Genomic DNA, 13,418 nt, shown 5'->3' on the forward strand with positions numbered 1-13,418 from the left:
TCTATGCCATGTTATCGATGGTGATAACTATTTAGCCACTTCACTGATTACTGCCGCTACACGCTCTGTCGCGTCGGTGATAGCACAAGAACGTGCTTTTTTCGCCATCGATAATAATGCTTGCCTATCCCACTGCGCCAATAGGCTAGCAACGTTATCCGCAGTAAATTGTGGTTGCTCAAGGATTTTTGCCGCTCCCGCCTTTTCTAGCGGAAGCGCATTCCAATACTGTTGACGATCTTTATGCTGAAATGGCACAAAAATCGCAGGTAACCCTGCTGCGGCAATTTCACTGACCGTTAACGCTCCAGAACGGCAAACCACAATATCCGCCCATGCATACGCCTGAGCCATATCATCAATAAACTCCGTAACTTTATACTCGGAATTAACTGAATTTTTTAGCCGTTCATTATACAACGCTTCTGTAGTTTCCTTACTGCCTTTTCCCGCTTGATGCCAGATATTTAACTGTTTGCCTACTTTTTCAGCAACCTCTGGCATTACTTGGTTCAAAATACGCGCGCCTTGACTACCACCTACAACCAGTACGCGTATTTTACCGTCGCGATCCGATAATCGCTCCTCGGGCAGTGGCAGCGCTAAGACATCTTTTCGTACTGGATTGCCAACAATTGGCGCATCCGCAAAAGCACCGGGGAACGCTTGAAGTACTCGTTTTGCAATTTTTGACAACCATTTATTCGTTAAACCTGCAATCCCATTTTGTTCATGTAGCACCACAGGTACACCTGATAACCAAGCCGCAATCCCACCAGGCCCTGAAACATATCCGCCCATACCGAGTACAGCGTCAGGTTGATATTGTTTGATAATGGCTTTTGCTTGGCGTATCGCTTTAAAGATCCGCCAAGGCGCGGCAGCCAATGCTAACGCGCCTTTACCTCTAAGCCCTGATATCCGTATAAATTCAATCTCAATACCATGTTGCGGTACTAACGTTGCTTCCATGCGATCGGCTGTGCCTAACCAACGGATTTCCCAGCCTTGAGCCTGCAAATAATGGGCCACAGCTAAACCTGGGAATACATGCCCCCCAGTACCACCAGCCATGACTAATAACCTTTTTGCTTGACTCATTTAACACTCCTTACAAACGCCTGCGCTTTTTGCAGACGTGTTTCAAAATCGACACGTAATAACACGGCAATAGCAGCAGACATAATTAATAGGCTTGAGCCACCATAGCTGATCAATGGCAATGTTAACCCCTTCGTCGGTAACATACCGGCAGCAGCCCCAACATTAACTAATGCTTGGAAGGTAAACCAAATACCTATCGAACACGCTAAATAGCCAGCAAATAATTGGTTAGCTAATAAAGCTCGACGGCCTATCATCATTGCGCGAAATGCCAGCATAAATACCATCAATAACACCAACACAACGCCAATATAGCCAAGCTCCTCAGCTAAAACCGAAAAAATAAAGTCCGTATGCGCTTCTGGTAAATATTCCAGTTTTTGGACTGAGTTCCCTAACCCTTGCCCAACTAACTCACCTCGACCAAATGCCATTAATGATTGGGTAAGCTGATAACCGCTACCAAACGGGTCTTCCCATGGATTCAAAAATGATGTCACTCGGCGCAAACGGTAAGGCTCAAACCAAATCAGTGCTAATACCCCGACAACACACGCCGCAATCCCAATAATAAAGGGGGCCAATCTTGCTCCGGCAAGGAAGAGCAACCCAAGGGTGGTGACGACTAGTACGATAACGGTTCCCAAGTCAGGCTGTAGTAGCAATAATGATGACATCACAATCAAGATACACATTGGTTTTACAAAACCAAGGAAGCGTGTTCTCACTTCCTCTGACTTTCTTACTAAGTAACTGGATACATAGCAAAATAGAGCTAATTTAGATAACTCAGCCGGCTGAATTTTAACAATACCGATATCAATCCAACGCGACGCACCGTTGACAGAGCTCCCTGCAACCAGTACTACCGCTAATAACAGCAGGGAGACCATTAACAATACAAAGCTGTATTTTTCCCAAACTGCCATTGAGATCCGCATCACGCCTAACACTAAAACAAAGGCAATGGCTAAATAAACGGCATCACGCTTGGCAAAATAAAAAGGATCCTCTGTCAATCTTTGCCCCACCGGCATGGATGCCGATGTCACCATAATAAAACCGATTGCAGCGAGGCCAAGTGCCAGCCATACCAAGGTGCGGTCATAGAGTGTTGAGCCAGCAATAACGCCACCCTTTTCACCAAGCACCCAGTTTTTTATACGCACAGCACCTGGTATAGTCATCAGCCTAACTCCTTCGCTAACTGAGCAAAAATCATCCCTCGCTGCTCAAAGTTTTTAAATTGGTCGATACTTGCACAAGCTGGAGACAGTAAAACCATATCGCCTGATTTTAAATGTGGAGCCAAATAACGCATGCTCTGCTCCATCGTTTCCGTCAGCACAGATTTTTCAGGCTCCAATTGGGCTAGAGCTTTACCGTCACGACCAAAGCAGTACACACGCACATTATCTTGGGCAAGATACGGCTTTAAGGGTGAAAAATCGGCAGCTTTACCATCACCACCTAATAGCAGATGCAGTGTTCCATCCACTTTTAAGCCATTTAGTGCGGCTTCCGTGCTACCCACATTGGTCGCTTTAGAGTCGTTAATCCAACGTACTCCGTTGTTCAATAACACCAGTTGGAAACGGTGCATTAATCCAGCGTAATTTTTCAGTACATCCAAGCAAGCCTTACGCTCTATGCCTGCAATATCTGCCAGTGCAAGCGCTGCCAGCGCATTCGTGTAATTGTGTTGCCCAGTCAAATGCATATCGGCAACATCAATGATGGCTTGCCCTTTCGCAACTAATAAACGCTGTTGTGTATCAAAATAATAATCACCACTATCGACCCCAAAGCTGATACACGCTTCATGACGTCTATCTCGTGGTAACGTCAGTGGGTCTTGCGCGTTCACAATGCAATTCGCCGCATTATGATAAATACGTAATTTAGCGTCGCGATACTGCGCTAACCCTAATGGATAGCGATCCATATGGTCTTCTGTCACATTCAGTACGGTTGCCGCTAAGGCTTGTAAACTGGATGTGGTTTCTAATTGGAAGCTTGATAACTCAAGCACATAAAGCTGGTGACCTTGGTTCAGTAGGGATAATGCAGGAATACCAATATTGCCACCCACACCAACAGAGATACCTGCGGCTTTTGCCATTTCCCCGACTAAAGAAGTCACCGTGCTTTTACCGTTAGAACCAGTAATGGCAATGATTGGTGCATCAGCCTCACGACAAAACAGCTCAATATCGCCAACAATCTCAATGCCTTTATTAGCCGCCTGTTGCAACTCAGGTGTCGCTAGAGCAATACCCGGACTTGCGACAATCAAATCAGCTTCTTGTAACCATGAGTTATTTAAACTGCCATGGTGATATTCGACATTGCTAGGTAATTGCTCTACGCCAGGTGGGGCAGAACGAGTATCTATCACACGTGGAATGACACCTTGTGATAAGAAAAAGTGCACACAGGATAGGCCTGTTAGGCCTAACCCGATAATCACCACTTTTTTACCTTGATACTGTTTACCCTGAATACGAGCCATGTTTAACGTACCTTCAATGTTGCTAACCCAATCAGGACTAGCATTAAGGAAATAATCCAAAAACGCACAATTACGCGTGGTTCCGGCCACCCTTTCAACTCATAATGATGATGAATTGGTGCCATACGGAATATACGTTGACCACGTAATTTGAAAGAACCCACTTGTAAGATGACTGATAATGTTTCTACAACAAACACGCCACCCATAATGACTAACAAAAACTCTTGGCGTAGTAGAACTGCGATAGTACCTAGAGCGCCTCCGAGTGCTAAAGAACCTACATCCCCCATAAAGACTTGTGCTGGGTAAGTGTTAAACCATAGGAAACCTAATCCCGCACCAACAATAGCCGTACAGACGATCACTAGTTCACCAGCGTGTGGCAAGAATGGAATATGCAAGTAACTCGCAAAGTTAACGTTACCTGTCGCCCACGCGACCAAAGCAAACCCTGCCGCAACGAATACTGTTGGCATAATTGCTAAACCATCAAGACCGTCAGTTAAGTTAACGGCATTACTGGTTCCAACAATCACAAAGTAAGCCAGCAGAATATAAAGCATTCCCAGTTGAGGCATCACATCTTTAAAGAAAGGTACGACTAATTGTGTCGCTGGCGTCTCGTTACCGACTGCATACATTGAAAAAGCAACAATGAGCGCAATGACGGATTGCCAAAAATATTTCCAGCGAGCAATTAAGCCTCGGCTATTTTTTCTAACCACTTTTAAGTAGTCATCAGCGAAGCCTACAAGGCCATACCCCACCAATACCAACAGGACACACCAAACATAGGGATTATCTAAACGTGCCCACAACAACACCGATATACTGATTGAAAATAGAATCAGTATGCCGCCCATTGTAGGTGTGCCACGTTTACTAAAGTGAGACTCAGGCCCTACATCGCGAACGACTTGACCAATCTGCATTTTTTGTAAATAGGTAATTAAACGTGGCCCCATCCATAACGCGATAGCGAGTGCCGTTAGCAAACCGACAATGGCTCTGAACGTCAGATAAGAAAAGACGTTAAAAACAGAAAAATGATGCACCAATATTTCGGCAAGCCAGACTAACATGCAAAGCACTCCTTTAATGCATTCACGACATCTTCCATCGCGGAGCTACGTGAACCTTTAACTAAAATAGAAACAACTTCATTCTGCTGGACTAGCGGAATCAGTCGGGTTAATAAATCTTTTTTGAATGCAAAGTGCTCACCACATTCACTGAATTGACTGATCATTTCGCTCAGCGTACCCACACTCAGTACTTTATCCAGACCTGCATCTTTTGCCGCAATGCCAACTCGTTGATGACAATCTTGTGCGTAATCGCCAAGCTCGCCCATATCACCTGCAATCAAAATACGATAGCCGGGCATTTTAGCTAAAACATTAATTGCTGCAATCATTGAGCCATCATTCGCGTTATAAGTGTCATCCAATACCACTTTTGTTGGACTCAGTTGTACCGGATATAAACGCCCCGGCACTGCTTTCGTCGTCGCTAACCCATTGCGAATATCTTCCAGCGTTGCGCCAACTGAAATGGCAAGCGCACTTGCCGCAAGGACATTGGCAATGTTATGCATCCCCGGTAAAGGCAATGTGATTGCAATTTGCCCAACTGGCGTATGCAACGTAAAGTTTGTTGAAAGTTGTTTAACTTCAATATCCGATGGATAGAAATCCGCTTTGTCTTGTGGCTTCAGCGAGTAATACCACACGGTTTGCCGCGGTTGAAATTGCCAATGTGGCGAATAACTATCAAGGTTAACAATCGCGGTACCTTCGTCAGGTAGACCTTGGTAAATTTCCCCTTTTGCGCGAGCCACACCTTCAGGTGAACCAAAGCCGGCAAGATGTGCTGCAAATAAATTATTCACCAGTGCACTCTCAGGCTTCACGATATTCGTGGTATAGGCGATTTCATTTGGATGATTCGCCCCCATTTCAATTACGGCATAATCATATTCGTGAGTTAGCCGAAATAGCGTTAATGGCACACCAATATCATTATTTAAGTTACCCGCTGTATACAGGGTTTTGCCACGCTGAGATAAAATGGATGCGGTCATCTCTTTAACAGAGGTTTTCCCCGAGGAGCCTGTTAAACCGACTACTTTCGCTTGGCTTTGCTTGCGCACCCATGCAGCAAGTTGCCCCATAGAAAGACGAGTGTTCGCCACAATAACCTGTGGGCAATCAACATCAAGCTCACGCTCAACCAGTAATGCAACGGCGCCATTTTCAACCACAGAAGGGGCAAAGTCATGGGCATCAAAACGCTCACCTTTTAAGGCGATAAATAAGCAGTCTTGACCAATTTGGCGGCTATCTGTACTCACTTCACTTAATGTCAGTGTAGCGGCATCAATACCTTCAGCATTAAATAAACGCCCAGCCGTCACGGCCGCCAGTTGAGCTAACGTTAAGGGGATCATGCTAACACCCCCAATAGCCTTGCAACGGTTAGGCGATCTGAATAATCTAAACGGCGATGACCGATAATTTGATAATCTTCATGGCCTTTACCTGCGATCACAATCACATCATCCGCATTTGCCTGCATGATTGAGCTGGTAACCGCTTCCGCACGCCCTGGGATCGCAAGAACTCGACTTGAATCGAGGATCCCCGCCATAATGTCATTGATAATATCTAACGGCTCTTCACTGCGCGGGTTATCATCAGTAATAACGACTTTATCCGCCCACTCTTCTGCCGCTGCGCCCATCAAAGGTCGCTTGCCTTTATCACGGTCTCCCCCGCAACCAAAGACACACCATAATTGGCCTTTACAATGTAAGCGTGCTGCCGCCAACGCTTTTTCGAGTGCATCCGGTGTGTGCGCATAATCAACAACCACGGTTGGTTTGTTTGGCGCACTAAACACTTCCATTCGACCACATACTGGTGAAAGAGATGATGATGCCTCTAATAGCTGTTCTAACGAATAATCCATCGTCAGCAGTGTTGCCATAGCTAACAATAAGTTGCTGACGTTAAATGCGCCCATCAATGGGCTTTCTAACGTTCCGTTGCCCCATGATGAGGTAAATTGAATGGTTGCTCCGCGATCATGATATTCAACCGCTGTTGCTTGTAACCATGGCCCTTGCCATTGCTCAGGAATTCGTTGTTCCATAGAAACGGCGCAAGCTTGCGGTAAACGCTGTAACCATTTTAGACCCACATCATCATCAGCATTAATAATTTGCGCTTTGGTTTGATGTGTCGAAAACAGTAACCATTTCGCCGCTTCATAACTTTCCATATCACCATGGTAATCTAAATGGTCACGGCTTAAATTTGTAAATACTGCGGCATCGAAAGATAAGGCAGCTACGCGACCTTGCACAAGGCCGTGAGAGGAGACTTCCATCGCGGTTAATGTAGCCTTCTGCTTCAATAACTGAGTCAACTCAACTTGAATATCCACAGCGGAACCTGTGGTGTTTTCACTCGGCGCAACTTGCCCAAGTAAACCATTCCCTACGGTCCCCATGACAGCACTGGTTTCACCTAATCCTTGTGCCCACTGCGCGATCAGTTGAGTTGTCGTCGTTTTACCATTAGTGCCTGTCACCCCAACCAATTTCATTTTTTCAGCAGGATGTTGATAAAATGCCCCCGCTAATGCTGATAGGCGACTATTCAGATCATTTAGGTAAACAACGGGAACGCCGTGGATATAACGAATTTCACCTTCAGCGGCTTCACCATGCGCTTCTGCAACCACCGCGGCGACCCCTTGGGCGATCGCTTGAGAAATATAGTGTCGACCATCTGATTGATGGCCTTTAATTGCGATAAACAGATCACCGGCAGCCGCCTTACGACTGTCTAATGTCATCTCACGTAACGAGACATTTGCTGTGCTAACGCCAAATGGCGAAAGAAGATCACAAAGATTACGATCTGCCACTTTTAACCTCTTTTCTGTTAAGAACTGTGTCGTTTTTATCGTCTGTTTGTAGTGCATCGGGTTCAACGTTCATCATGCGTAAAACACCGCCCATAATTGAACCAAACACGGGTGCCGATACTGCACCACCATAATATTTACCCGCTTTAGGCTCATTGATAAGAACGACAAGGGCATAGCGTGGGTTACTTGCAGGCGCGACGCCTGCGGTATAAGCAATATATTGATTAATGTAGCGCCCTTCCGGCCCTACTTTTTTCGCAGTACCTGTTTTTATCGCGATACGATAGCCTTTTATTGAGGCTCTTGTTCCCCCACCACCCGGCAAGGCAACACTTTCCATCATGTGCACAACGGTGCGCATTATATGCTCAGGAAAAACGCGTGTTCCCGGCACAGGAGGGTCAACTTTAGTAATCGATAGCGGGCGATAAATCCCGAAACTACCAATTGTTGCATAGGCACGGGCTAACTGTAACGGTGTTACCATTTGCCCATACCCGAAAGAAAAGGTGGCCCTTTCTAAATCAGACCACCGTGTTTTTTTACTTGGAAAGATGCCACTACTTTCCCCGACTAACCCCAGATTAGTCGGCTTGCCAAACCCAAAGCGGCTATACACATCCACCAGCTCTGTGGCAGGCATCGCTAACGCCAGTTTTGAAACACCCACGTTACTCGACTTCTGTAAAATACCTGTAATTGATAATTCAGGATAACGAGCTACGTCTTTGATTTCATGACCATTAACTCGATATGGATAGGTATTCAATACGGTATTTTCTTTGACAATACGGTTATTTAATGCACTCATAACGACGAGCGGCTTGACCGTTGAACCCGGTTCAAAAATATCGGTGATCGCACGGTTACGCATAGCATCCATGGGGGTTCCTGCCAAATTGTTCGGGTTATAGGATGGGCTATTCGCCATCGCTAAAATCTCCCCCGTGTGCACATCCACTAAAATGGCAACACCTGATTCAGCTTTGTTTTCCTGAACACCTTTCGTTAATTCACGATAAACGATAGATTGAATGCGTTCATCAATACTTAGCACTAAGTTATGAGCCGCTTGGCTATCAACGGAAGAAACCGTTTCAATCACACGCCCATTACGGTCTTTACGAACAATACGCTCACCTGGCTCCCCTTTTAACCAGCGCTCAAAGCTCTTCTCGACGCCTTCTATCCCTTCGCCATCAATATTTGTCACACCAATTAAGTGCGCTGCAACAGGCCCTGAGGGGTAGTAACGGCGTGACTCTTTGCGTAAATAGATACCGGGTAATTTTAGTTTCGTGATGTATTCGCCAATAGAAGGGTTGACTTGACGAGCGAGGTATACAAAGCGCCCTTTTGGATTGGCAGAAATTTTAGCGGTGATCTGCTCAAGTGGGATCTCCAATGCATCAGCGAGCGCTTTCCAATGTTCATCATTGTTCACCCCACCTTTTTCAAATACCACTTTTGGGTCAGCCCAAATCGCATTAACAGGCACACTAACAGCCAGTTGCCGCCCTTCCCTATCGCTTATCATGCCACGTGCTGTAGAGACCTCTTGAACACGTAGGGAGCGCATATCCCCTTCTTTAACTAACTTTTCAGGCGAAATGATTTGTAGATAAGCTACACGCACTAAAAGCCCGACTAAAGCCAGTAGAATACCGCCGCACAACAAGGCAAAACGCCAGCTAACAAAGCTGGTATTTTCAGACTGTTTTTTATTCCTAGCTGACTTAGGTGCTTTCATTCGTAACCTTATCTACTGCTTAGAGACAATGATATTTTCTTGAGAAGGTTCAACATGAACCATCTGCAACTTTTCCACCGATAAACGTTCAACTCGGCTATGACTTCCCAATGCGTTTTCTTCCAAGATCAAGTTACGCCATTCAATATCCAGCGCATCTTTCTCTTCATATAACTTGTCTTTTTCTGCCGTTAGCAAACGCGTTTCATGGGCAGTTGTGACCACAAAAATAGCGCTAATAATGATGGCCACTAGCAAAATCAAAGGAATTACCCCATGACGAAAAAGGTCACGACCAATCACTTTCCCAAGACTATGCCTTTCTGGAACCATAATTACAGTGTCCTCTGTGCAAAACGCAGTACAGAACTACGTGCCCTTGGGTTTTCGTCAATTTCAGCGTCTGAAGGCTTCATTTTGCCCACTTCACGCAGCTTAGCGACGCCCAGTTCTCGTATTTGAGCTTCCGTAAGAGGGATGCCAGCAGGAACACTAGGCCCTTTGCTATTTTGACGAATAAACCGCTTCACTAGCCTATCTTCCAATGAATGGAAACTGATCACCGAAAGACGTCCTTCCGGTGCTAATACAGAGACAGCACCTTCAAGCGCCTGCTCTATTTCTTCCAACTCACTGTTAATGTAAATACGTATTGCTTGAAAACTTCGCGTTGCAGGGTGCTTATGACGCTCTTTGATAGGGCTGACTTTAGCGATCAATTCAGCCAACTCACGAGTTCTCGTTAAAGGTGTTTCTTCTGGATTGTGGTTACGCTCAACGATGGCTTTCGCAATGCGTTTTGCAAAACGTTCCTCTCCAAAAGTTTTCAAAACCCATGCGATGTCATCAGCTTGTGCATTCATTAGCCATTGTTGGGCTGACTGCCCTTTCGTTGGATCCATACGCATATCCAACGGCCCATCACGCATAAATGAAAAACCACGCTCAGGATCATCCAGTTGGGGGGATGACACCCCTAAGTCCAGTAATACGCCATCAATTTTGCCAACTAGCCCTTCTTCTTCTACATACTCTGCAATTGCAGAAAATGGGCCATGCTTGATCATAAAGCGAGGGTCATCAATTTCTTGCGCTGCTTTAATCGCCTCTGGATCACGATCGATAGCAATCAGACGCCCTTGCTCGTTTAGCTGGCTTAAAATCAGCCTTGAATGCCCACCACGCCCAAAAGTTCCATCAATATAAATACCGTTTGGTTTAATATTTAGGCCATTTACTGCTTCATCAAGCAGTACTGTTACATGTTTAAATTGTTGCTGTGTCATGTTTATAGTGACAAATCCTGTAAACGGGTTGACAGTGGTTCTTGGGTTTGTCGTTCAGCGGCAATATCCTCTTCCACTTGCTGATACCAAGTCTGTTCATCCCAAAGTTCAAATTTATTTATTTGGCCTACTAGCATGACCTCTTTTGTTAGCCCTGCATGTTGACGTAGCGTGCTGGCTAACAAAAGACGCCCTGAGCTATCCATTTGACATTCACTGGCATGTCCCAACAAAAGTCGTTGGACACGTCTTTCTGCTGGATTCATGGTTGATAGGCGAGAGAGCTTTTCTTCGATGATTTCCCACTCAGGTAAAGTGTAAAGCAGCAGGCATGGCTGGTGGAGGTCGATAGTACAAACCATCTGCCCCTTAGATTCCTCGCTCAACATTCCCCGATATCGGGTAGGCACGGTAAGCCGCCCTTTGCTGTCGAGATTTACCAGTGTTGCCCCACGAAACATACCCAGTAAAACCTCTTTATTTCCTATTTACCCACTTTACCCCACAATTCTCCACTTATAAAGTTTACGAATGGTAGGAAAACGTTGTCAAGCCAGACGCGCCTAGCTTTTGCTTTATTTACAGAACAATTCAGAAAAGATAAGAGTGGGTAAAATCTACTTCGGAGATAAAATGAGGAATAACGGATTGATATAATTCATTTATTTTCAACAAAAGAGCAAATATTACGTAAACTCTATTTTACTGATGAAAAAACACTCAAATGATGATATTTCCTTTATATGTCTCATTTTTAATCAGTATATCGTTAACCGATTCTTTACTTTCAAAATAACCGTGAATGTTTAATAAAGGTAAATATTATCGATAACAGCCTCACAGAAAAATAAAAACCATATATTTCATATAATTAAAATACTGTTTTAATAGCCAGTATTTTACAATAAATAAAATTTTACGTGCTTTCTTTGATTTAAAAATTATTTCTTAAATCAAATTTTTTTATTTTATTTTCTTTACAATGATAAATTAGATTTACCTCGTTAAGAATAGTCCTAAAGTTAAATATTTACTTATTTTTAGCATGAAATAAAAAGCCCCATTTACTTTGGGGCTAACATAATACTTATAAACGTGATCGATATCACTTAATATTCAACCTGACTTTTTGTCTGGTTTTTATTATTTAAATGATATTTTACTGTTTGCGCCCGAGGCTACCGCGTCGGCACAGATCACGACGAATACGAGTAATCCCTGCATCCGGTTTTTGTTTTTCATCTAAACTTGCCAACACCAGTTCTAAAATACGCTCAGCAATATCTCTGTGACGTTGTGCAAGTGATAAAACAGGGCAACCTAAAAAGTCCAGCAACTCACTGTCACCAAACGTTGCAATTACCATATGCTCAGGTAGACGACCATCACGCTTCAATGCAACATCTAACACCCCCTGTAACAGCGAAAATGAGGTTGTAAAGAGTGCATCAGGCATCTGATTGCCTTTATCTAACCAGTCAGCAAAGACCTCCGCCGCTGACGCCCGCTCATAGCTATTTGCATAGAGATACTTGACCTCACGAGCATCACCTTGCCAGCCTTTTCTAAAACCTTGTTCACGAAGGTAGCTCACCGATAATTCTGGCAGAGCGCCAAGATACAAGACTGACTCCGCGGAAAATTGCCTCAACTCCGTAGAGAGCATCAATGCATCTTCTTGGTCATCCCCGACAACGCTAATAAAGTGCTCTTGTTCTAGCGCCCTATCTAACGCAATAATCGGCAAAGAACGGTTGGCCCAACGCTGATAAAAAGGATGTTCAGGTGGCAGCGCCGTTGAAACAATAATCGCATCAACTTGGCGTTGTAGAAGGTGCTCAACGCAACGAATTTCGTTATCGGGCTGATCTTCTGAACAGGCAATCAACAGTTGGTAGCCACGCTGACGTGCTTGACGCTCAAGATAATTAGCAATGCGAGTATAACTTGTGTTTTCGAGATCGGGGATCACTAGCCCAATCGAACGTGTTCTCCCTGCACGTAGCCCTGCTGCTACAGCATTTGGATGGTAATTGTGCTCTCTGACAACAGCCATCACTTTTTCTACAGTTTTATCGCTGACTCGATACTGCTTGGCCTTGCCGTTGATCACATAACTAGCCGTTGTGCGAGATACCCCCGCTAAACGGGCTATTTCATCCAGTTTCACGTTAACCTCTTTGTGTTATCAGATAAAACCAACATATTGATTTTACTATTTATTTTTTACAATCCCTGATAACCGTAGCCAAGCTAAAATAGCCGCCAACGGTTAAAGCCCCGAATCAATCGGGGCTCTATGCAATGGTATTCTACCTTCAGCCGATAAATTTTTCACCGCATAATTTTATCGCCACGTGAAACACCAACAATACCTGAGCGTGCAACTTCAACAATTTCAGCAACGCCACGGACTGCTTCAATGAATGCGTCCAGTTTATCGCTTGTTCCCGCTAGCTGAACGGTATACAGCGTAGGCGTTACATCAACGATTTGACCGCGGAAAATATCGGAGCAACGTTTAATTTCATCGCGGCCATAACCCGATGCTTGCAGTTTAACTAGCATGATCTCACGTTCAACATGTGCTGAAGCCGTTAGTTCACTTACACGTAAGACATCGACTAACTTATGCAGTTGCTTTTCAATCTGCTCAAGCACCTTTGCATCACCTTTTGTTTGAATGGTCATACGTGACAGTGTTGGGTCATCGGTAGGTGCAACCGTTAAACTTTCGATATTATAACCACGTTGAGAAAACAGCCCAATAACACGGGAAAGTGCCCCCGATTCATTTTCTAGTAAGACGGATAAAATACGACGCATG

At 44.6% G+C, this 13,418-nt stretch carries 12 protein-coding genes; all 12 read right to left on the minus strand.

Annotated features, from left to right (window positions below):
* Window positions 1-27: 27 nt before the first annotated feature.
* A complete protein-coding gene (gene murG, locus PR709_RS03405) occupies window positions 28-1,101 on the minus strand; it encodes an undecaprenyldiphospho-muramoylpentapeptide beta-N-acetylglucosaminyltransferase (RefSeq protein ID WP_004921911.1) in 1,074 nt (357 codons plus the stop codon).
* On the minus strand, window positions 1,098-2,291 hold the full coding sequence (gene ftsW / locus PR709_RS03410) for a cell division protein FtsW (protein WP_004921913.1): 1,194 nt from the start codon (window positions 2,289-2,291) through the stop codon (window positions 1,098-1,100). The genes murG and ftsW overlap by 4 nt, the downstream gene beginning before the upstream one ends.
* Window positions 2,291-3,616: a UDP-N-acetylmuramoyl-L-alanine--D-glutamate ligase gene (murD, locus tag PR709_RS03415; protein WP_004921917.1), complete on the minus strand. Its 1,326-nt coding sequence runs from the start codon at window positions 3,614-3,616 to the stop codon at window positions 2,291-2,293. Before murD ends, ftsW begins: the two co-directional genes overlap by 1 nt.
* 2 nt (window positions 3,617-3,618) lie before the next feature.
* Window positions 3,619-4,701: a phospho-N-acetylmuramoyl-pentapeptide-transferase gene (gene mraY / locus PR709_RS03420; RefSeq protein ID WP_004921918.1), complete on the minus strand. Its 1,083-nt coding sequence runs from the start codon at window positions 4,699-4,701 to the stop codon at window positions 3,619-3,621.
* A complete protein-coding gene (gene murF / locus PR709_RS03425) occupies window positions 4,695-6,068 on the minus strand; it encodes a UDP-N-acetylmuramoyl-tripeptide--D-alanyl-D-alanine ligase (RefSeq protein WP_004921921.1) in 1,374 nt (457 codons plus the stop codon). The genes mraY and murF overlap by 7 nt, the downstream gene beginning before the upstream one ends.
* The gene (murE, locus tag PR709_RS03430) at window positions 6,065-7,552 is read right to left on the minus strand and encodes a UDP-N-acetylmuramoyl-L-alanyl-D-glutamate--2,6-diaminopimelate ligase (RefSeq protein WP_213537389.1); all 1,488 of its coding nucleotides are present in this window, start codon (window positions 7,550-7,552) and stop codon (window positions 6,065-6,067) included. Before murE ends, murF begins: the two co-directional genes overlap by 4 nt.
* Window positions 7,539-9,305, minus strand: coding sequence for a peptidoglycan glycosyltransferase FtsI (gene ftsI, locus PR709_RS03435; RefSeq protein WP_004921927.1), 1,767 nt, complete (start codon window positions 9,303-9,305; stop codon window positions 7,539-7,541). Before ftsI ends, murE begins: the two co-directional genes overlap by 14 nt.
* A gap of 12 nt (window positions 9,306-9,317) precedes the next feature.
* Window positions 9,318-9,638: a cell division protein FtsL gene (gene ftsL / locus PR709_RS03440; protein ID WP_004921932.1), complete on the minus strand. Its 321-nt coding sequence runs from the start codon at window positions 9,636-9,638 to the stop codon at window positions 9,318-9,320.
* Window positions 9,639-9,640: 2 nt separating this feature from the next.
* Entirely contained in the window at window positions 9,641-10,591 is a 951-nt protein-coding gene (gene rsmH, locus PR709_RS03445; protein WP_004921934.1) for a 16S rRNA (cytosine(1402)-N(4))-methyltransferase RsmH, read from the minus strand.
* A 2-nt stretch (window positions 10,592-10,593) separates the two neighbouring features.
* Window positions 10,594-11,052, minus strand: coding sequence for a division/cell wall cluster transcriptional repressor MraZ (gene mraZ, locus PR709_RS03450; protein ID WP_004921936.1), 459 nt, complete (start codon window positions 11,050-11,052; stop codon window positions 10,594-10,596).
* Between the two features lie 698 nt (window positions 11,053-11,750).
* Window positions 11,751-12,761: a catabolite repressor/activator gene (gene cra, locus PR709_RS03455; RefSeq protein ID WP_004921942.1), complete on the minus strand. Its 1,011-nt coding sequence runs from the start codon at window positions 12,759-12,761 to the stop codon at window positions 11,751-11,753.
* A gap of 164 nt (window positions 12,762-12,925) precedes the next feature.
* Window positions 12,926-13,417 (minus strand): acetolactate synthase small subunit, encoded by a 492-nt coding sequence (gene ilvN / locus PR709_RS03460; protein WP_004921945.1) that lies wholly within the window; start codon window positions 13,415-13,417, stop codon window positions 12,926-12,928.
* Window position 13,418 lies beyond the last annotated feature (1 nt).

Origin of the sequence: Providencia sp. PROV267 (assembly GCF_028477825.1) — a bacterium.
In the GTDB taxonomy this organism is placed as follows: domain Bacteria; phylum Pseudomonadota; class Gammaproteobacteria; order Enterobacterales; family Enterobacteriaceae; genus Providencia; species Providencia stuartii.

What these genes read in the sequence shown, in the direction of transcription:
- murG (WP_004921911.1), bottom strand. Translation starts at nt 1,101, where the DNA reads ATGAGTCAAGCAAAAAGGTTATTAGTCATGGCTGGTGGTACTGGGGGG.
- ftsW (WP_004921913.1), bottom strand. Translation starts at nt 2,291, where the DNA reads ATGACTATACCAGGTGCTGTGCGTATAAAAAACTGGGTGCTTGGTGAA.
- murD (WP_004921917.1), bottom strand. Translation starts at nt 3,616, where the DNA reads ATGGCTCGTATTCAGGGTAAACAGTATCAAGGTAAAAAAGTGGTGATT.
- mraY (WP_004921918.1), bottom strand. Translation starts at nt 4,701, where the DNA reads ATGTTAGTCTGGCTTGCCGAAATATTGGTGCATCATTTTTCTGTTTTT.
- murF (WP_004921921.1), bottom strand. Translation starts at nt 6,068, where the DNA reads ATGATCCCCTTAACGTTAGCTCAACTGGCGGCCGTGACGGCTGGGCGT.
- ftsI (WP_004921927.1), bottom strand. Translation starts at nt 9,305, where the DNA reads ATGAAAGCACCTAAGTCAGCTAGGAATAAAAAACAGTCTGAAAATACC.
- ftsL (WP_004921932.1), bottom strand. Translation starts at nt 9,638, where the DNA reads ATGGTTCCAGAAAGGCATAGTCTTGGGAAAGTGATTGGTCGTGACCTT.
- rsmH (WP_004921934.1), bottom strand. Translation starts at nt 10,591, where the DNA reads ATGACACAGCAACAATTTAAACATGTAACAGTACTGCTTGATGAAGCA.
- mraZ (WP_004921936.1), bottom strand. Translation starts at nt 11,052, where the DNA reads ATGTTTCGTGGGGCAACACTGGTAAATCTCGACAGCAAAGGGCGGCTT.
- ilvN (WP_004921945.1), bottom strand. Translation starts at nt 13,417, where the DNA reads ATGCGTCGTATTTTATCCGTCTTACTAGAAAATGAATCGGGGGCACTT.